General features: G+C 70.2%; 16 protein-coding genes and 1 pseudogene. 12 read left to right on the top strand and 5 right to left on the bottom strand.

Annotated features, from left to right (window positions below; genetic code table 11):
* Positions 1–3 precede the first annotated feature (3 nt).
* Positions 4–348 (bottom strand): DUF1918 domain-containing protein, encoded by a 345-nt coding sequence (locus tag ACZ4IF_RS13820; protein WP_467562450.1) that lies wholly within the window; start codon positions 346–348, stop codon positions 4–6.
* 113 nt (positions 349–461) lie between these two features.
* A complete protein-coding gene (locus ACZ4IF_RS13815; RefSeq protein WP_467562448.1) occupies positions 462–1,853 on the bottom strand; it encodes a nicotinate phosphoribosyltransferase in 1,392 nt (463 codons plus the stop codon).
* Between the two features lie 639 nt (positions 1,854–2,492).
* Between ACZ4IF_RS13815 and ACZ4IF_RS13810 the strand changes: the two genes are divergently transcribed.
* The 4 genes from ACZ4IF_RS13810 to ACZ4IF_RS13795 all read left to right on the top strand — a co-directional run bounded on the left by ACZ4IF_RS13810 (position 2,493) and on the right by ACZ4IF_RS13795 (position 8,064).
* Positions 2,493–3,416 carry a carbamate kinase gene (locus ACZ4IF_RS13810; RefSeq protein WP_467562446.1) on the top strand — a complete coding sequence of 308 codons (924 nt, stop codon included), beginning with the start codon at positions 2,493–2,495 and terminating at the stop codon, positions 3,414–3,416.
* Between the two features lie 467 nt (positions 3,417–3,883).
* Positions 3,884–4,147 carry a hypothetical protein gene (locus ACZ4IF_RS13805; RefSeq protein ID WP_467563049.1) on the top strand — a complete coding sequence of 88 codons (264 nt, stop codon included), beginning with the start codon at positions 3,884–3,886 and terminating at the stop codon, positions 4,145–4,147.
* Positions 4,148–4,152: 5 nt separating this feature from the next.
* Entirely contained in the window at positions 4,153–5,025 is an 873-nt protein-coding gene (locus tag ACZ4IF_RS13800; protein ID WP_467562444.1) for a universal stress protein, read from the top strand.
* Between the two features lie 345 nt (positions 5,026–5,370).
* A complete protein-coding gene (locus tag ACZ4IF_RS13795; protein ID WP_467562442.1) occupies positions 5,371–8,064 on the top strand; it encodes a bifunctional acetate--CoA ligase family protein/GNAT family N-acetyltransferase in 2,694 nt (897 codons plus the stop codon).
* Between the two features lie 54 nt (positions 8,065–8,118).
* Here the strand turns inward: ACZ4IF_RS13795 and ACZ4IF_RS13790 are convergent, their stop codons facing one another.
* Both ACZ4IF_RS13790 and ACZ4IF_RS13785 read right to left on the bottom strand, forming a co-directional pair.
* Complete coding sequence (locus ACZ4IF_RS13790; RefSeq protein ID WP_467562440.1) at positions 8,119–8,859, bottom strand: universal stress protein; 741 nt, start codon at positions 8,857–8,859, stop codon at positions 8,119–8,121.
* A 110-nt stretch (positions 8,860–8,969) separates the two neighbouring features.
* The gene (locus ACZ4IF_RS13785; RefSeq protein WP_467562438.1) at positions 8,970–9,551 is read right to left on the bottom strand and encodes an Rv1733c family protein; all 582 of its coding nucleotides are present in this window, start codon (positions 9,549–9,551) and stop codon (positions 8,970–8,972) included.
* Between the two features lie 322 nt (positions 9,552–9,873).
* On the opposite strand from ACZ4IF_RS13785, the gene ACZ4IF_RS13780 reads away from it, so the two are divergent.
* Positions 9,874–10,344, top strand: coding sequence for a pyridoxamine 5'-phosphate oxidase family protein (locus tag ACZ4IF_RS13780; RefSeq protein WP_467562436.1), 471 nt, complete (start codon positions 9,874–9,876; stop codon positions 10,342–10,344).
* A gap of 155 nt (positions 10,345–10,499) precedes the next feature.
* On the opposite strand, the gene ppdK is transcribed toward ACZ4IF_RS13780, so the two are convergent.
* Complete coding sequence (gene ppdK / locus ACZ4IF_RS13775) at positions 10,500–13,184, bottom strand: pyruvate, phosphate dikinase (RefSeq protein WP_467562434.1); 2,685 nt, start codon at positions 13,182–13,184, stop codon at positions 10,500–10,502.
* 332 nt (positions 13,185–13,516) lie between these two features.
* Here ppdK and ACZ4IF_RS13770 point away from each other — a divergent pair, with 332 nt between their 5' ends.
* From ACZ4IF_RS13770 to ACZ4IF_RS13740, 7 genes and pseudogenes are all read left to right on the top strand, one after another.
* Complete coding sequence (locus tag ACZ4IF_RS13770) at positions 13,517–13,756, top strand: hypothetical protein (RefSeq protein WP_467563048.1); 240 nt, start codon at positions 13,517–13,519, stop codon at positions 13,754–13,756.
* Positions 13,729–14,230, top strand: a pseudogene (locus tag ACZ4IF_RS13765) (sensor histidine kinase); the annotation flags it as partial. The gene ACZ4IF_RS13770 and the pseudogene ACZ4IF_RS13765, both read left to right, overlap by 28 nt.
* 287 nt (positions 14,231–14,517) lie before the next feature.
* Positions 14,518–14,961 carry a universal stress protein gene (locus ACZ4IF_RS13760; RefSeq protein ID WP_467562432.1) on the top strand — a complete coding sequence of 148 codons (444 nt, stop codon included), beginning with the start codon at positions 14,518–14,520 and terminating at the stop codon, positions 14,959–14,961.
* Positions 14,962–15,229: 268 nt separating this feature from the next.
* Positions 15,230–15,652, top strand: a complete 423-nt coding sequence (locus ACZ4IF_RS13755) for an Hsp20/alpha crystallin family protein (RefSeq protein ID WP_467562430.1) — start codon at positions 15,230–15,232, stop codon at positions 15,650–15,652.
* 216 nt (positions 15,653–15,868) lie between these two features.
* Complete coding sequence (locus tag ACZ4IF_RS13750; RefSeq protein ID WP_467562428.1) at positions 15,869–16,741, top strand: CBS domain-containing protein; 873 nt, start codon at positions 15,869–15,871, stop codon at positions 16,739–16,741.
* Between the two features lie 165 nt (positions 16,742–16,906).
* Complete coding sequence (locus tag ACZ4IF_RS13745) at positions 16,907–18,667, top strand: sensor histidine kinase (protein WP_467562426.1); 1,761 nt, start codon at positions 16,907–16,909, stop codon at positions 18,665–18,667.
* Between the two features lie 189 nt (positions 18,668–18,856).
* Positions 18,857–19,531 (top strand): helix-turn-helix domain-containing protein, encoded by a 675-nt coding sequence (locus ACZ4IF_RS13740; protein WP_467562424.1) that lies wholly within the window; start codon positions 18,857–18,859, stop codon positions 19,529–19,531.
* Positions 19,532–19,639: the final 108 nt, after the last annotated feature.

Below are 19,639 nucleotides of genomic sequence, written 5' to 3'. Positions count from 1 at the left end.
CGATCAGCGGGGTGCGGGTTGACGGCTGCCGGCCGTGGGCTCGCCGAGAGTCGACGATGCGTCCGCGTTCGGCGGATGCGGCTCGGACGTCAGATGCCTGACGCAGGCGTCGGGGCCGGGGAAGTACAGGGTCACCCGTCCGTCCTCGGCCCAGCGGATGTCGTACGGCGGGCTGCCGTCCGGATGGTGGAGCCCCACGATCTCCCCGTCCCGTGCGACGACTCCGGCCGTGGTGCCCCGTACGACGATCTCGTCGCCGACCCGGGCGTGCATCGAGGCACCGGTCGCCTCAGGTCCCGTCCTCGGTACGGTCCGGTCGTTGTTCTCTGCCGGTGCGGGAGCGGACATCTCGCTCGCCTCCTCCCTGGGGGACGCTGGACAGCGCCGCCGATCTCATGCAAGACCTGGTGCGGTCGAGGTTCCAGGGGCCATAGGTCCTCGGCCCGTCCTGGTCGGCCCCATCACGAGGTCGCCTCTGACGCGTCCGTCGGCAGCACAGCGGATCGGGAGGCTGCGGCGAGACGCTCCGGGCGGATCGTTGCCTCGATGCCCGCGCGCACCGCGGCCGTCAGCTCCTCCAGGGCTCGGGACCGGACAGGTCGGACCGGTTCGGGGTCCTCGATGCGAAGTGCGGGGCCGGGCAAGCCGGCAATGTCCTGGCGGAACCTCTCGCGGGCGTTCTGCCAGCGGTCCGGCGGCCCTGTCCGGCGGCCGTCTCGCATCAGGGTGTGAAGCAGTGGATGCGCCGAGTCCGGCGGTTCCTCCTGCCGCAGGGCGATGACGTCGGGTTGCGGGGTGCGGCGGAAGACCTGCTTGCGGCCCGGGGCCGTGATCTTTGCCGAGGACAGCTTCATCACTGCACGGCCGGCGTATTCGACGAGCTTGTACGCCGCGTCCAGGTACGGGGCGTCCGCAGCCACTCCGACACGCGTTCCCACCGCGTACACGTCGATCGGGGCATCGGCGCGCACCAGCCGGTCGACGCTGTGTTCGTCGAGTCCGCCGCTGGCCACGATGCGTACATCGTTCAGCCCTGTGGCGTCCAGCAGGGCGCGTGCCCGACGGGCGAGGGCGTCCAGGTCGCCGCTGTCCAGCCGGATCGCGCAGCCGGGACCGCGGTCCAGATCTTTCAGTACTCGGGCCGCGATGCGCACGCCCTCCTCGGTGTCGTAGGTGTCGACGAGGAAGGTCACCGGGCCGGGATGAGCTCGGGCGAAGGCTCGGAACGCTTCTTCCTCGCTGGGGAACGCCTCGACGTAGGAATGTGCCATGGTGCCCGAGGCCGGGATGCCCAGGCCGGCGGCAGCGGCGACATTGCTGGTGCCGGCGAAGCCCACCAGGGCGCCCAGCCGGGCCGCCTGGTGGCCGGCCCAGGGGCCGTGGGCGCGGCGCAGTGAGAAGTCGACCACGGGTCGTCCGGCGGCCGCCAGGACGCAGCGGGCCGCCTTCGATGCCACCACCGTCTGGTGGCAGACCTGGTTCAGCAGATACGTCTCGACGAGCTGGGCCTGCGGAAGCGGGGCGGTCACTTCGAGCAGTGGTTCGCCGGAGAACACCGCACGGCCCTCCGGGACGGCGCGCACCTCGCCTTCGAAGGCAAGGCCGCGGAGCGGTTCGAGGTCCCTGACCGGGCGGTGCAGGACATCCGCGAATTCCTCGAGGTCCTCCTGCTCCACGCGGTAGTCGGCCAGGAAGTCCAGGGCGGGCTCCAGCCCCGCGGCTACCAGGAAGCCCCGGCCGGGCGGGAGGTCGCGGACGAAGAGACTGAACGTGGCCGGGGCCCGCATGTTCTCCCGGAGGTAGGACAGGGCCATGGTCACTTCGTAGAGATCGGTGGTAGTGACTTGGGACATGGTGATCGCCGCCGTTTGTGCTCGTCCTTCGTCGTCGATCCGACCGTGCGCGAGCGGGACGAGAAGAACCTGCGGATGTAGCCCTCGGGCGACGTGGTCGTCCCGGCGCGCCGGATTGTCGGCCGTCCACCTCCAGCGTGTACCGGGTCCTCGGGGCAGTGCATGGGCTGCCCGGTCCAGTGGCCGAGCCATTCGGCACGAAGAGGGCTGCGGCAGCGCCACAGCCGACCGTTTGCCGGATCCATGCCTGTCCGCGTCGGAAACCCGACGGGAGCTCTGAGCGGTGCTGCCTCGCTTGTGCCTGACGCCCTCCCGAGCCGGGCGGACGCCTTGTCCCGGGACCTTCGGTACCTTCGCGGGCCGTCCGGCCCGCTGCCCCGATGCCGCACGACACAGCAGCATTGCTGTGCGGACCGATCCATCCGCGGCGACGTGTGCACGGAGGACGCATCGCCGGCCCGGACCTGTACGACCGCCGCACGTTCTTGGGCGGGCGTCTCTTCGACGCCCATGACCAGGGCGGACCGCAGAGAACCGGCATGGCCTTCCTCCCGCCCGCGTCGCTCGACTTCGACCTCGCGGCGTCCCGGCTGCCCAGCGTCATGGCCGTGGGTGTGGCAAGCCTGGAGGACTGTAGTCATGCGCATAGTCGTCGCCCTCGGCGGGAACGCCCTGCTGCACCGTGGCGAACGCCCCGAGGCCGCCGTACAGCAGGCCAACATCGATCGCGTGGCGACCGCCCTGGCCGCCCTCGCCCATGAACACGAGGTGGTCGTCACCTACGGCAATGGCCCCCAGATCGGCCTGCTCGCCGCGGAGAGTGTCGCCGACCCTGCTCTCAGCGCCCCTTACCCGCTGTATCTGCTCGGTGCCCAGACCCAGGGGATGATCGGTTCCCTGTTGGCCTGCACACTGCACAACGCCCTGCCCGGCGTCCACATCGCCACCCTCGTCACCCACACGCTCGTACGGGCCGGAGACCCCGCATTCGCACGGCCCACCAAGTTCGTCGGTCAGGTCTACCCCCGCGAGGTGGCGCGCTCCCTCGCCCGCAGGCGCGGCTGGCAGGTGGCGCAGGACACCACCGGCTGGCGTCGTGCAGTGCCCTCGCCGGCACCGGAACGGATCCTCGAATCCGAAACGGTCCGTGTCCTGTTGGACGGTGGGGCCCTCGTGATCTGCGCAGGCGGCGGAGGCGTGCCCGTCACCGCGGACCGCGTCACCGGGGCTTTGACGGCGATGGACGCCGTCATCAACAAGGACCTCACGGCCGCGCTGCTGGCCGAGGATCTCAAGGCGGACTTCCTGCTGATCCTCACCGACGTGCCGTGCGTGTACGAGGACTTCGGAGCACCCGCGCAACGGCCCCTCCTGGACGCCACGCCGGCGCAACTGCGCCGCATGAGCTTCCCGGACGGCTCCATGGGACCCAAGGTCGAGGCCGTTGCCCGCTTCGTCGAACGGACGGGAGGACTCGCCGCCATAGGTTCGCTGGACGCGGCGCACGAGATTGTGCACGGCAGGTCGGGCACCTTGATCCGCCCGGATCTCTCAGCCGGCTGAGCTGCCGGTACAGGGACCGACCCGGGCGTGGCCCTTCGGCCGGGGCCGGAGAGCACAGCGGTGTGCTCGGCCCGGTACTGAGCCTACGGACGCGGCCGGACCTCGACCTTCCCCGGCGTCCTCTTCCAGCGGGACCTGGTCGAAGGAATCCTGGACGGGCCTGTGCGTACAGTCGGTGCTGACCGGCCGGACGGCGGCCTGCATGGCCTGCACAGGCCCAACAGGCCTTGCGGGTGGAGACGTTGAGCCCCGTGGCCGCGAACCTCGTGGGCAGGTTCTGGGCCAAGCTGCCGTTCGTCCGCGACCACGCCCGGCTCCGCTGAGTCCGCACAGCGGTGGGCCACCCACTCGCCCAGCGCGCCGCACCGTGCGGGGGCCGGTCGGCCCGGATCGGGACCAGTGGCCCCTGCACAACGAATCTCCCGGATTCGAGGCTGGAACCGAATCGTCCTCAGGAGGTAGGGATCATGCTCCGCACCGTCACCGTGGGTCTCGACGGCTCGGCCGAGAGCCGCGCCGCCGAATGGGCGGCTCGTGAAGCCGCTGAAGAACATCGCAGTGAGCCGTTGGGCATTGCGTCCGCCGCCACCCCGTTCCGGCCCGGCATTCTCGGTCTCGATGTCGAGCGCCCTGACGATGCCCTGATCGAGTCCTTCGACGCATCCGTCGGCGAGGTGCTGCGCGGCGAGGTCACAGCCCGGATCGTCCTCGACCCCGGCACTGGACGGTGAGGACGATGAATCTTCCGGTCGTCGTCGGGGTGGACGGCTCCGAGCCCAGCCTGCGAGCGGTCGACTGGGCGGCCGACGAGGCCGCCCTGCGCGGGGCGCCGCTGCGGGTGGTGTACGCCTCCCTCTGGGAGCGCTACGAGGGGGACGCGCTCGCGGAGGACCTCGGCAAGGAGTCCGGGCAGGTGATCGCCGAGGACATCGTGCAGGCCGCCGGACAGCGGGCCCGCCTTCGCCAGAAGGACGTCGAGATCTCCACCGACGTCCTGCCCGAGGAACCCGAGTACGCGCTCGTTCGCTCGGGACGCGCCGCCGCCGTGCTGGTGCTCGGTACCCGGGGTCGCAGCGGGATCGTCGAGATGCTGCTCGGCTCGGTCAGCCTGAGCGTCGCCGGGCGCGCGGACTGCCCGGTCATCGTGTTGCGTGGCAGCCACGACAACCAGGTCCGGGCCGGGAAGCAGGGGCGGGTCGTCGTGGGTGTCGGCGAGAAGGGCACGAGCTCCGCCGCACTGCGCTTCGCAGCCGAGGAGGCGCGCCTGCGCGGCGCGACCTTGGACGTCGTGCGAGCCTGGCGGTGCCCCGCGCACGAGACCACCGACCATCCCTTGCTCGCCGGCGAACCCGCCCGACTGCACGAACGGCATGCAGTAGAGGTTCTCGACGAGGCGCTGAAGGCCGTGCCGGGGGACGTGGAATCGAGCCGACGCACGGTGGAGGGCCCCACGCGCAGGGTGCTCTTGGCCGCCTCGCAAGGCGCCGACCTGCTGGTCGTCGGTGCCCGGCGCCGCTCCGGGCACCTCGGTCTTCAGATGGGGCGAGCCGCCCATGGGGTGCTGCACCACGCGGCTTGCGCCGTCGCGGTCGTACCCGAGCGGACGTGAGAGGGAGACACGGCCCTTCGGCATCCTTCCTCGTACGGAGCGGGGGCAGAGTTCGGCAGATCACCGGCCTCGGCCCCGCCCCGTCCGCCCGCCGAGATCCTCGGCTGCCACGACAAGGAGTGTGGCTGCACCGCCCGGTTCATGGACTCCACGGGGTCGGCGTCGGACGGCTGACGCGGACGGAGAGGCCCGCGGAACCCCCTGCCACCCGGGTGCCGCGGGCAGGGACCCGCAGCGGCCCGCTGGGCCGATCGGCCCCCGCTCCACCCCCGGACAGCCCCTGGGGCCGTCCACCGCTCCGCCGGACGATCGAACTGCCGAGAGCCATGGAGGAGGAGATCTGCGATGACGGACGACCTGAACGACCGCCCCCCGGTCCATGCTCTGCTCAGGGACGGCAGCACCGTGTGCATCCGGCCGGCGCTGCCGAGTGACCACGAGCAACTGCAAGGGCTCTACGAGGAGATGTCGCCGGAGAACCTCCGACTGCGGTTCTTCACGGCGAGCCGGCGCTCGGCCGCCTCTGCCGCCGACCGGGCATGCGGCACGGCCCGCCCCGGCTACCGAGCCTTGTTGGCGGAGGCGAACGGCGGGGTGATCGGGCTTGCCGAGTACGACACCGGAGGGGAGAAGGACGGCGCGGAGATCGCCATCACCGTCGCCGACGGCCTGCACCACCGGGGCGTGGGCACGCTCCTCGTCGAGCACCTGATCTCGGCGGCACGGGCGGAGGGCATCACCACCTTCACGGCCGATGCCCTCAGTGAGAACCACGAAGTGCTCCGCCTCTTCACCGACTTGGGCCTGCGCACCGCTCGCCGCTTCGAGGGTCCGGAGGTGCATTGCACCATTCGCCTCGATGAGGACGACACCTACTTGTCGGCCGTCGAGGCCCGCGGCCGCTCCGCCGACGTGGCCAGCCTCGAACCGCTCCTGCGGCCGACCACGGTCGCCGTGGTCGGCGCCGGACGCAGGCCTGGATCGGTGGGCCGAGCCGTCCTCCACCAGCTGCACACGGGCGGCTTCACACGCCACCTGTTCGCGGTGAACCCCAGCGTCACCTCGGTCCTCGGTGTTCCGTCGCATCCCTCCGTCGCGGCCCTGCCCCGGACACCCGACCTCGTGATCGTGGCCGTACCGGCGGCCGCGGTCCCGTCCGTCGCGCAGGAGTGCGGCCGGGCCGGGGTCCGCGCGCTCGTCGTCGTCACCGTTGGACTCGACCACAGCCAGGCGCAGGCACTGCTCACCGCCTGCCGCACTCACGGTATGCGCCTCGTCGGACCCAACTGTCTGGGAATCTCCAACACCGACCCGGAGCTGAACCTCGATGCCACCTTCGCCGCCCGGCATCCTCACCCGGGGTCGGCCGGCGTCGCCGTACAGTCCGGCGGGGTCGGCATCGCGCTGCTGGAGGGCCTCTCCCGACTGGGCATCGGTGTCTCGTCGTTCGTGTCGCTGGGTGACAAGTACGACGTCAGTGGCAACGACATGCTGCAGTGGTGGGAGAGCGACGGCCGGACCGACATGGCCCTGCTGCACCTGGAGTCCTTCGGCAACCCGCGGGCCTTCTCCCGCACGGCACGGCGCGTCACGCGCAGGATCCCGGTGCTGACCGTCGACGCGGGCCGGACCGATGCGGGCCGCAAGGCGGCCGCCTCGCACACCGCGGCCGCCGCCACTCGCACCATGACCCGCAGCGCACTGTTCACTCAGGCCGGCATCACCGCGACCCGCTCCGTCGGTGAACTCCTCGAAGCAGCTGCCCTGTTGCACACCCAGCCGCTGCCGAGAGGACGTCGCGTCGCGATCGTCACCAACGCGGGCGGCGCCGGGGTGCTCGCCGCCGACGCCTGTGCGGAGGCGGGGCTGGCCCTTCCGGCGTTCACCCCGGCGGTGATCGACGAACTGCGCGGCGTGCTCCCGGACGGTGCCACTCTGGGCAACCCGGTCGACGCCACCGCCGCGGTGTCCGAGGAACAGCTGACCGAGTGCGTCGACCGCCTCACCGAGTGCTCGGCCATCGATGCCGTCGTCGTGACACTCGTGCCCACGGCGGTCGCCGCAGCCACCGGTGACGACCTGACGCGTGCCCTGACCGGGGCTCCCGGACGGCGGGCGCGGCCGGTGACGGCCGTGCGTCTGGAGCAGGACCTGCCCGTGCGTCTGCTGCCCGCGGCCGACGGCGCGACGATCCCCGCCTACGCGGAACCCCAGGCGGCGGCACGCGCGTTGGCGCACGCCGCCGACCGGGCCGCGTGGCTCGCGCGGCCGGCCGGTGTCGTCCCCGACCTCGACGGCCTCGAGACCGAGCGAGCCCGTACGGTCGCGGAGGAGTACCTGGCCGCGCACCCCGACGGCGGCCGGCTCGACCCACGTCCGTGTGCCGACCTGCTGACCTGCTACGGCATCCCACAGATCCCATGGGCCTGGGCGGAGACCGAGGAGGACGCGGTGCTCGTTGCCGAGCAGCTGCGCGGCTTCGACGGTCGCGTCGTCATGAAGGCCCACTGGCCCGGGCTTCTCCACAAGTCGCAGCAGCACGCGGTCCATCTCGACCTGCGTGGCGATTCCCAGGTACGGGCCGCCTTCCGCGATCTCGACACCCGGTTCGCGGGACTGATGACCGGTGTCGTCGTGCAGCCGCTCGCGGCCCGCGGCACCGAACTGTTCGCGGGTGTCGTCCAGGACGAGGTCTTCGGCCCGCTCGTCCTGTTCGGCCTCGGCGGTACGGCCACCGAGGTGCTGGCCGATCACGCGGCCCGCCTCGCCCCTCTCACGGACCGCGACGTCCATGAGCTGATCACCTCACCGCGGTGCGCCCCGCTGCTGCTGGGCGCGGACGGCAGTGCCCCCGTTGACCTCGAAGACCTGGAACAGCTGCTCCTGCGGCTGTCCCGGATGGCGGTGGATCTGCCACAACTCGCCGAGGCCGACTTCAACCCGGTCCTTGCGACACCCGGCGGCGTCACCGTGCTCGACGCGCGGGTGCGTCTGCTCCCGCGTCGTGCCAAGGACCCCTATCTGCGCCGACTGCGCTGAGGAGGCAACGGCATGTGGCCAGGATGATCCTCAGCTCCGGCAGGGGCGGCGACTTCAGGATTTCGGCGCCGCCCGAGCCGGCACCACGGCAAGAGGGCATGCGGCCTGCTGAAGAAGGGCCCGCACGACCTCGCCCCCTTCCGTGTCCGGCCGGCGCCCGACCACGACCAGCGCGGCGCCCTCGGCGTAGTGCGTGAGCGCATGTGCGGGCGTGAAGAGGACGACGTCTTCGAGCACTGGAACCGCGGAGTGCTTCTGACGCCACGGACGCAGCACGTCGGCCAGGAGTTGCCCTTCGTGGTCCTCCCAGGTCGCACGATCCCTCTCCGGTACCCCGAACGGCCATTCCGCGGCGCTGGGGGGCAGCGACCAGGCGTGTACGACATGCAGACGCGTACCTCGTACCCGGGCGCATTCGAAGGCGAAGTCGATCGCACGGTCGCACGGTTCACGGGCGTCCACACCGAGAACGACATTCCCCGAAGGGAGCCTGGACGCGGATCGGGCCGGAACGATCACCAGCGGACGGTCCGAAGTCCGCAGGGCGAACGGAAGGCGGGCGCCGGGATGCCGGCCTGCGGCACCGGCTTCGTGAGGGGCGCCGCACACGATCATCCTCGCCTGGCGCGGGTCCGCTGATGGGCCGAGGACCGTGCGCATGGGCAGACCGTGCAGCGAGGCCTCGCGCTCGGCCCATGCGACCGCGGACCGATCGCGCTGTGACAGGTCGATTCGGGCGAAGATCACTTGCTCCATCTCAGACAGCCTTCCCAGTCGAGGGGCACGCACCGTCACACTCAGCCTCGCGCGCCGGGCAGGCGCCGAACGGCTGCCGATCCGGACACCATGGCCACGCCGGAAGACTCCAGGCCGCTTGTCGGTATGGAGTACGAAGGGCGCGGACTTCAACTCGTCCGGTGGCCCCATCGGGGTCCCACCAGGTCCCATTCCCTGCCCCACTCGTCGACGCGGCGCAGGTCGAGACGCCACCGGGCGAGGGCCCCGGCACCGAACACCAGCCCGGCGAGCGCGGCGCTGGACGCGGCTCCCAGGACACCCGACTCGATCGCCGCCTCGGTGATGTCCGGCGGCGCCGAAGTGAGGTGTCCCTGGCCGTCCTGCCAGACAGTGACCCGCGATCCGGCCTTCAGACCGGTCTCCACCAGGGTCCGGCCCGTGCGGGCAGAGCCGTCGGGTGCCGACCAGCGCACGGAGGCAATCCGGTGGTCGGTGGACCCACCGACCGCGCTGGCGGTGCGCGGGACGTCAAGCAGGAGTACGGCCTCCACTGAATGCCGCTCCTCCCGCTGTCGCGCGAAGACCTTGTCCGCCGCATGGGCGGTGACCAGACCGGTGACGGTTCCGCCCACGACGACGGCGGTCCACACGACGAGCACGATCCAGGCCTCGATGATGTCGTCGCGCCTTCGCAGCGGGTTGTTGTCCCACCGCCACAACCGATTCTTGACGTACGTGCCACTGCGCATCGGTCCGCACCCCCTCCTTGTCCTCGTGGTGACACCCCTCGAAGGTGGCAGCCGGGATCCTGCTCCGACATGGGCCGACCAGGGCTCACCGTGGGGCCGATCGGGGATTCACCACGCCTCGCAGCGGGCCGTTCAGCTCAAGGCGGTGCGGCGCGCGGCTGCGAGGGAGGTGCACCGAAGGCCGTGAGGGGTGCCGCATCGTGGTCTGAACAGGGACGTTCTCAGGCAGCGGGGGACCGATGGTCCCTGGTTGGGGGCACCACCGGAGCTCCAGGGTGGACCCGTGAAGTACCGCTTTGTCAGGTGAGAGGCGAGAAGGCACATGTATGCCAACGACGGATTCCGTGAACTCGACCGGCAGGAGTGCATGGCGCTGCTGGCCAAGACGCCTGTGGGGCGCATCGTTTACACGCGGCAAGCATTGCCCGCCGTCCTGCCGGTCAACTTCTGCCTGGCGCCGGACGGTGCGGTGCTGCTGCGGACGTCCGCCTCCTCGGACCTCGTCAGCGCGATCGACGGAGCGGTGGTCGCCTTCGAGGTGGACGAGGTCGACGCCGCCACCCAGTCGGGCTGGAGCGTCGTGGTCACCGGTGAGGCTTCCTCGGTGACCGACCCCGGTGAGCACGCCTGGCTGCTGCACAGCGGACCACGTTCCTGGGTGCCGGCGCCGCGGGAGGTCTTCGTGCGCATCGATCCGGAATTGGTTACAGGACGCGAACTCATCGGCGGACGCACCCTGTACGGCTTGAATTCGTCCTGGACCGCGGGAGCCGGGCGCCTCGGCACGGCATGACCGATTCGAGTCCCGGACCGAACGGCCCCTGTTGAAAGGGCCGTTCGGAGCCTGACTGCCGCCCGGTGTGACGCCGCACGAGGAGCCTCGAACGGGACGGCCGGAGAACGTTGGCCGAACCGGTCCGGTGACGCCGTCGTCGAGACCGGCTTCTCTCACCTGCTGTCACTGCACTTGGTTTCGGGGAGCGCGGCACGGCCGGCCTCCAGCCGGGCGATCGGAACGCGGAACGGCGAGCAGGAGACGTAGTCCAGTCCCGCGGTGTGGAAGAAGTGGACGGAGTCGGGATCCCCGCCGTGCTCGCCGCAGACGCCGATCTTCAGGTCGGAGCGACCGGCGCGGCCCTCTTCGACCGCGATCCGTACCAGGCGGCCCACTCCCTCGACGTCGATCGTCTCGAACGGCGAGGCCGTGAGGATGCCCTTGTCGAGGTAGGCGGAGAAGAACGCCGCCTCGACATCGTCGCGGGAGAAGCCCCAGGTCGTCTGGGTGAGATCGTTGGTTCCGAAGGAGAAGAACTCGGCCTCCTGCGCGATCCGGCCGGCCGTGAGTGCGGCACGGGGCAGCTCGATCATGGTGCCGACCGGGCAGCGCACGGTCATGCCGGACTCCCTCGAGACCTCTGCCAGAACCCGTTCCACCTCCACGCGCTCGATGCGCAGTTCCTCCACGGCGCCGACCAGGGGCACCATGATCTCGGCCTTCGGGGAGCCTCCGGCCCTCGTGCGCTCCACGACCGCCTCGGCGATCGCACGCACTTGCATGGCGACCAGTCCCGGGACGACCAGCCCCAGACGGACCCCACGCAATCCGAGCATGGGGTTCTCCTCGTGCATGCGGTTGACGGCATCGAGCAGTTCGGCGTCGTGCGGATCGGGCGCGGTGCCTCGCGCTTCGGCGGTGGCGACGCGCACGGCGAGGTCGGTCCGGTCCGGCAGGAACTCGTGCAGAGGCGGATCCATGAGCCGGATCGTGACAGGCAGTCCGTCCATCGCCCGGAGAATTCCGGTGAAGTCCTGCCGCTGGAGCGGCAGCAGGGCGCGCAGCGCCTCTTCGCGCTCGCCCTCGCTGCGGGCGAGGATCATGGCCTCGACGAGTTCGCGGCGCTCGCCGAGGAACATGTGCTCGGTGCGGCACAACCCGACGCCCTGTGCGCCGAAGCGCCGGGCCCGGGCGGCATCCTCGGGAGTGTCGGCGTTCGCCCGCACCTCCAGCCGTCGGACGCCGTCGGCCCTTTCCATGGCGCGGGCCACTGCATCCGCCGGCCCCGCCGACCGGGTGCCTGCCTCGAAGTACCGCATCACCGCGGAGTCGACCATCGGAGCCGCGCCCAGATAGACGGCTCCGTCGGAGCCGTCGACGGATATGACGGTGCCTTCCTCGACGGTGGTGTCGCCGACGGTGAATCGGTGCCGACCCGCTTCCACGGCGAGCCGTTCGGCCCCGCACACGCAGACCTTGCCCATACCGCGGGCGACCACGGCCGCGTGGCTCGTCTTGCCGCCGCGGCTGGTCAGCACCGCCTGCGCGGCGATCATGCCCGGCAGATCATCGGGGGTGGTCTCCTGGCGGACGAGGACGACCTGTTCGCCCGCGTCGGCCCGGCGGACGGCTTCGGGCGAGTCGAACACCACCGCTCCCACGGCCGCACCCGGTGAGGCCGGGAGGCCGTGGGTCAGCGCCTCGCCGACGGCCGAGGTGTCGAACCGCGGGAACATCAGGCGGGCGAGTCCGTGTCCACTGACACGGGCCAGGCCCTCGTCGGGAGTGATCAGACCCTCGTCGATGAGCTCGGCGGCGATGGTGAACGCAGCCTCTGCGGTCCGTTTGCCCACGCGGGTCTGCAGCATCCACAACCGCCCACGCTCGATGGTGAACTCGATGTCGCACAGATCGCGGTAGTGGGCCTCCAGCGTCCGCAGGTGGTCGCACAGGCGTGCGTACGAGGTCGGATCCAGCTGCTGCAAGGCGGTCAGCGGGACGGTGTTGCGGATACCGGCGACGACGTCCTCGCCCTGTGCGTTGGCCAGGTAGTCACCGTACGGACCGGGCCGTCCCGTGGCCGGGTCGCGGGTGAAGGCGACGCCGCTGCCGGAGTCGGGGCCGAGATTCCCGAAGACCATGGTCTGTACGGTCACCGCCGTGCCCAGGCTGTCGGAGATGTGCTCGCGGCGGCGGTACAGCCGGGCGCGCTCGCTGTTCCAGGACTCGAAGACCGCGTTCACCGCACGGTGCAGCTGTTCCCTCGGGGACTGCGGGAAGTGCTCGCCGGTCTCTCGGTGTATGAGGTCTTTGTACGCTTCGACGAGCCCGGCCAGTTCCGTGGCGTTCAGGTCCAGGTCGTTCGCCACGCCGCGTGAATGCTTGAGGTCGGACATGACGCCTTCGAACAGAGAGCCGTCGACGCCCATGACGGTGCCGCCGAACATCTGCATCAGGCGACGGTACGAGTCCCAGGCGAATCGTGGGTCGCCGGAGGCCTTCGCGAGACCGAGGACGCAGGCGTCGTTGAGCCCGATGTCGAGGATCGTCTCCATCATGCCGGGCATGGAGAACCGGGCACCGGAGCGGACGGACAGCAGCAGCGGGTCGTCCGGTCGGCCGAGCTGCCGCCCTGCTGTGCGCTCCAGTGCGCTCAGGTGCTCGGAGATCTCACGGCCGAGACCGGCCGGCTCGGCCCCGGTGGCGAGGAAGGCCCGGCAGGCCTCGGTGGTCACGGTGAACCCCGGCGGGACCGGCAGGCCCAGCCGGGCCATCTCGGCCAGGTTCGCGCCTTTGCCTCCGAGCAGGTCGGCCATGTCACGGCCGCCGTCTGCGAAGTCGTAAACGTAACGGACCATGACAGAGGTCTCCCTTCTCGGCCCACAGCTCCAGCGTCGGACCCTCCGGCTCCGGATGGGCAGGAGCCGGCGCGCGCTCCCGTCCATGGGGCCGGTCGGTCCACGCGCTCGCGTGTGGTTCCGCCCGAGTGTCGGCGAGGTCGCGGAGTGGGGCAGTGAGTCAGCCGCTCGGGAGAACGGTCCGGTACCGCGGCCTGCCGGAACACGAGGTGACGATGCGGAGCCCGGGGGTCCCGGCCTGATGCGCTATCGCCCTCCGGTGTCCACCACTACCGTGGCACATGACCGCGAGGATCACCGTCCGTGCGTCGAGCGCACCCGGAGGAGTGCAGGTGGGAAGTCCCGAGGAGGCCCGGCAGGCCCGTGTACGGCTGCCTCAGCTGAGGCTGGACGAACTGCTGGAGGAGCTGCAGGCACGGCTGGACGCGGCCCGTGGGACGCGGGACCGGGTGCACGGTCTCCTGGAGGCGGTGCTCGCGGTGGGGCGGGAGCTGGATCTGGAGCAGGCGCTGCGCAGTATCGTCCAGGCCGCGGCGGCGCTCGTCAGCACGAGGAGGCCGCCGAGCGCGTGACACGTGCAGTCGACGATCTGGACGAAACCATCAAGATCATCAGATCGGCGACCTTCGGGCTGCGGACGGGCGAGGGCACGGGGGAAGCCGGCCTTCGGGCTCGTGCCGTACGAGTGGTGGGAGAGGCGGCGCCCGTTCTCGGCTTCGCGCCGAGCATGCGGATGGAAGGTCTGCTCGACACCGATGTGCCCAAGGGGATTGCCGACCACGTGGTGGCGGTGCTCTCGGAGGCTTTGACCAACGTGGCACGGCACGCCCGCGCCGACCGCGTCGAGGTGGTGCCGGCCGTGGACGGGCGGGAGGTGCGGTTGCGGGTTGCCGACAACGGCGTGGGCATCCCGGCCGACGGACGCAGCGGCGGGCTGCGCAACATGGCGGAGCGGGCCGAGCAGTTGGGCGGCCGGCTGGAGCTGGATGAACGTGAGGGCGGGGGGCACCACCTTGGTCTGGTGTGTGCCGTCGACCGAGCCGTAGCGGCGTCCGAACCCGTCCCCCCGCCCGGTGCGCAGCCGCCTCGGCCCCATGGGCCGACGCCCGGTGGGCTCGACTGTCGGCAGGTCCGTCGGACTGCGCCGCCCTCTCCGCAGCGGTGGTCGCTGGTGAGCGTGTCGTTCCTGCCGGTGGCACGCTCCGGAAGCCGGCCGCAGCGCCGTCCCTCACGCGCTCGGAGGTGCAGCTATGGCGGTGACGCGACGCATCGCGCAGCGTGGAGACGTGGGGTGGCTGTCGAGCGGAGTGAGCCCCGGGAAAAGGTGGGACCGATGAGCACGAATGTCTCTGAACCCAGGGTGGTGGTCGGTGTCGACGGGTCGTCGTCCTCGTTCGCCGCTCTGCGATGGGCCGTGCGTTATGCCGGTCTCGTCGATGGCACCGTGGAGGCCGTCGCCGTCTGGGAGCTGCCGGGACTGTACGGCTGGTCGGCGCCCGCCGTGGACATCGACATCGACGAGGAAGAAGCCCGGGACCGCATGCTGCAGGAGCTGACCGAGGTGCTGGGCGCGGAGGCGGCCGGCTCGGTCCGGTCCCGCGTAGTGCACGGCAATGCCCCCGACGTCCTGCTGCGGGCTGCCGAGGGAGCCGAGGTCCTGGTGGTCGGCAGCCGTGGCAGAGGTGGCTTCGCCCGTGCCCTGCTCGGCTCCGTCAGCCACCACGTGTCGCAGCACGCGGTCTGTCCGGTCGTGATCGTTCCCTCGGGGCAGCGGTGAGCGCAGCAGCGTCGACACGGGGCCGTCACGGACGGTCGGATCGCCGCTGGACGTCACATCCAGTCCAGCGGGTGCTGCGCCGCTGAAGACCTCCGCGGGGGTGTCTACGGCGAACGTTCGCTTCCCTCGTCACCCGGCTGACCGCACACATGTGCCCGAATGGGTACTACCGGACCCAGGCATGGGCTGTTCGGCCTCAGCGACAGGGGAGCCGTTCGTGATGGACTTGACGTGTCGGTTTCCGCGACCACATCGAGGAGGTACCGCGATGGTCACACCGACACGCAGGCAGAGGTTCCTCTTCCCGGAGATCCCGGACTGGTTCGAGACGCTTCCGGCCCGGTTCGCGATGCCCACGATGGGTGACCTGTACACGGTTCGCATCGAGGCCTACACGGAGGACGGACGCTACGTCGTGCGGGCGGAGCTTCCGGGGATGTCGCCCGATGACATCGACGTATTCGTCAACGACGGGATACTCACGGTCCAGGCCGAGCGCACCGAGCGGGATGTGGCGAAGAGCCACAGCGAGATCCGGTACGGCGTGATGAGCCGCAGCGTGACGTTGCCGCCGGGTGCGGACGAGAACGACGTCACTGCCGACTACACCGATGGAATGCTCACCATCCGTGTGGGGATGCGCTCCGAGAGGACGGAGGCCAAGCACGTCGAGATTCAGCGTGGCAACTGACATTGTCGGGCGGGCCCGCCCTGGGCCCGCCGTCGGCTGACGCCGACGTGTGTTCTCGCGCCGACCGCATGCGCGTTCCCTGGTCTCGCCGGTGTGGCACCGCCAAGCCTGGGCTGGGAGCGTGCAGTTGTCCCCTGGGGCCGTTCGACTCCAGGCGCGGTCGAGGAGAGCGAAAGACTGAAGCAATAGGCAGGTCTAGTAGGTCCGGAGGTCGCCGTGAATGAACATGAGCACTTCTCCACGGAGGCCGAGGCCAGGCGGGAACGGCCCTCCCAGCCCTTGGGTCCCGGCGAGGCAACACGGCAGGACATGCTGCTCCGCTATCTGGGCGCCGTCGCCACGGCCGCGGCCAAACATGCGGGTTCCAAGGAGCAGGCCCGTGCCACAGAGCCGGGCGGGACCGCCCGTACCGCTTCACCGTCGTCGAGGCCGGAGCCTCCCGCGACACCGGAGACGGCGCTGGTGAGAGATGTGATGGACGTACCGGCGGCATCGCTCCGAGAAGACATGCCGTACCGCGACATAGCTCGCCTCCTGGCGCGCGAGGCGGTGGGCGCGGTACCGGTCGTCGACGACGAGGACAAAGTGGTGGGCGTCGTCTCGGAGTCCGATCTCCTGGCCAAGGTCGCCTTCGAAGTCGGCGGTCACCGCCCCGGTCGCATCGGCTGGCGGCGCGAGCGTCGGCTGCACGGCAAGGCTCGTGGCGAGACGGCGGCCGACCTGATGACGAGCCCGGCCGTCACCGTGATGGCGGGAGCAACCGTGGCCGAGGCTGCGTGGCTCGCGGCACTGGCACGCCTGAAGAGACTCCCGGTCACCGACCACGAAGGCCGCCTGGTCGGCGTCGTGCCGCGCAATGCCCTGCTCCAGTCGCTGATCAGAGAGGACACAGGGATACGCGCGGAAGTCGAGGCCAGGATCGATGCCTGTTGCCCACCCGGTGACCGGAAGAGGGTGGAAGTGTCCGTCCATGACGGCATCGTGGAGCTGACGGGACGGGTGTCGTCGGCGACCATGGCCCGACTGGTGTCCGAGGTCGAGGACATCGCCGATGTCGTGGAGGTCAAGAACCTGCTCATCGCGGCCTGACCTCGACGAGTCGACCGAGGTCAGGTGTTCCTGCAGCGTCGCCTCGGTGGGTGGGGAGAGCCCACAGCTTCGCCGCGCCACCTCATGCCGGGGAAGGCTATCGTGGAAACGAGTCTTTCCGGGGGCCGACGCAGGTGCTCGCGGAAGGTCAGGAGGAGCGGTGGGATGGCCAGCCCCACGGAGCCCCGGATACAGCTGCCGCAGCTGAAGCTCGACGAGCTGTTGGAAGAGTTGCAGGCCCGCCTCGATGTGGCTCGCGGCGCGCGCGACCGGGTGTACGGCCTGATGACGGCCGTGTTGTCCGTCGGTCGCGAGCTGGAGCTGGAGCAGGTGCTGCAATCCATAGTGGAGTCCGCTGCGGCACTCGTGACGGCCGAGTTCGCGGCGCTCGGCGTTCTCGGCCCGGACGGCAGAACACCTTGCGCCTACCACGTTGCGGGCGTACGGCACGAGGAGACGGCCGAGGCGGGCGGCTGCGGGGAGAAGTCCGCCGGCATCGGTGATCTGGACCGTCACCCGGAGTCGCCGTCTCCAGAGAAGACCTCTCACACGCCGGCCCCTTTCGGCTTGCCGCCCGATGACCGGTCCGTCCAAGGTCTCCTGACCGTGCCGATCAAGGTGCGAGACGAGAACTTCGGCGCCCTGTATCTGGCGGACAAGCGCGGCGGCGTGCTGTTCGACGAGGAGGACGAGGCTCTGCTTTACACGCTGGCGGTGGCGGCCGGCGTGGCCATTGACAACGCACGCCTGTACGAAGACTCCCGTCTGCGAGAGCGCTGGCTGCTGGCGAACGCCGAGATAACCCACAGTCTGATGTCCGGCAAGGACCGAGCCGACGTCCTGAGCCTGATCGCTGAGCACGCACGCGGGATCACCGGTTCGGCACTGGCGGCGGTGGCTACGCCCATGAGGGACACCGATTCCCTGGCCGTGGAGATTGCGATGGGAACGGACGCGAGGGCACACCGGGGACTGGTATTGCCCGTGCGGGAAAGCCTGATGGGTCTGGCCTTCACTGCCGCGGCCCCGGTCACCAGTGACGACGTTCAGCACGATGAACGGATTTCGCCCGAACCGCCGCGCTTCGGCGGACTTGGTCCCGCCGTGGCCGCCCCGATCGGCACCGCCGGCGCCGATGTGCGGGGCGTGGTGCTTCTGGCCCGGAACTCGGGTGAGACCGTGTTCTCGGGCAAGGAGAGCGAGATGCTGCAGAGTTTCGCCGCGCAGGCCGCCATCGCCATGGAATTGGCGGAGCGTCGGCAAGACGCCGAGCAGATCGCGGTGCTACAGGAGCGTGAGCGGATCGCACGGGATCTGCACCACATGGCCATCCAGCGGCTCTTTGCCACAGGGATGACGTTGCAAAGCGCGGGCCGTTTCATCGATCACCCTGAGGCCGCCGAGCGGGTTCTGCGAGCCGTGGACGACCTGGACGAGACGATCAAGATCATCAGGTCGGCGATCTTCGGCCTCCGGGAGCGGGCCGCCGGCGGGAGCGGGCTGCGGGCTCGGGTCGTGGGCGTCGTGGATGAGACGGCCCCAGCGCTGGGCTTCGCCCCCACTCTGCGGATGGAGGGTCTGATCGACGCCGATGTCTCGTGCGAGATCGCTGATCACGTTGTAGCCGTGCTCTCGGAGGCACTCACCAACGTCGCCCGCCACGCCCACGCCGATCGGGCCGACGTGGTGCTGAGCACCGATGACAACGAGGTGGTCCTGTCGATCTCGGACAATGGCGTCGGCATACCACCGGACGGACGGCGCAGCGGACTGCGCAATCTGACCGAGCGGGCGCAGGAGCTTGGCGGATCTCTCGACATCTCCGACTGCGACGGTGCCGGGGCCGAGCTGCGCTGGCACGTGCCCCTCAGCTCCTCGAGGAGCAGGCAACGCTCCATGCGCGGCAAGGATCAGCGTGAGGTGTAGGCCGTCCGTATCGGCAGTAGGGCCCTGGGTTGGGCCACTCGGCCCATGTCCGGTGAGGCTTGGCGGCGCAGTCTGTAAGTGCCTGCGCGTAGACGGTCACCGAGGACATTGCTCAGGGTCGCCGTCGGTGTGAAGGCGCCCGAAGAGGTCGCCGATCGGGCGACGTGATGAGAGAGGACGTGACGGGACATGGCTGAGCAGGAAGGCACGACTGTGACAACGGCGCCGCCTCGTGGCGATCTGGGTCGTCGGCTTGCCGCACGGCGCGCTGAATTGAACCTGACCCGAGGCGAGACAGCCGCCCGAGCGGGTGTGGACCCGGGCTACCTCGCCTACTTGGAGGGGCATCCCGGTGCCGCACCCAACCGGGGGACGCTGCTCAGCCTGGCGTCCGCACTTGAGACGACGGTGTCGGCACTCACAGGAGGTGACGTCGATCTGCCGCCTGGTCCTGGTCTGGCCGGGCACGATCCGAAGTTCACCGAGCTGAGCAGGACCGAGTGCGGCGATCTGCTGTCCACGCATGGTGTGGGACGGCTGGGCGTGTCGAGCTCGCAGGGTCCTGTGATCATCCCCGTCAACTACAGCATCGTCGACGGCACGATCGTCTTCAGGACTGCCCGCGGTTCGACGCCGTCGTTGGCCCTCGGCTCTTCGGTCTCCTTCGAAGTCGATCGCATTGACGATGCGTTCAGCCAGGGCTGGAGCGTGCTCGTGCGTGGCCACGCACGGTTGGTGACGGACCTCGGCGAGGAGCGCCTGCTCGCGGCCAGGGTGTACACCACTCCGTGGGCCGGCGGGCGGCGCAACTTGTGGGTGCGGATCGAGCCCTATGCCGTGACCGGACGCCGTATCACTGTCTGAGCGGTTCATACGTCGCTGTTCATACGTCAGGAGGGCCGAGGCCGAAGCCTTCCGCTCGTTCGCTGTGAGACGTGCCGCGGCACGGCACATGAGCCTGCGGTCGCGGTC

This window comes from Streptomyces sp. NPDC025784 (assembly GCF_055558435.1).
The sequence above is the reverse complement of the archived record's forward strand: the minus strand, read 5'-3'. Positions and strand labels throughout refer to the sequence as shown.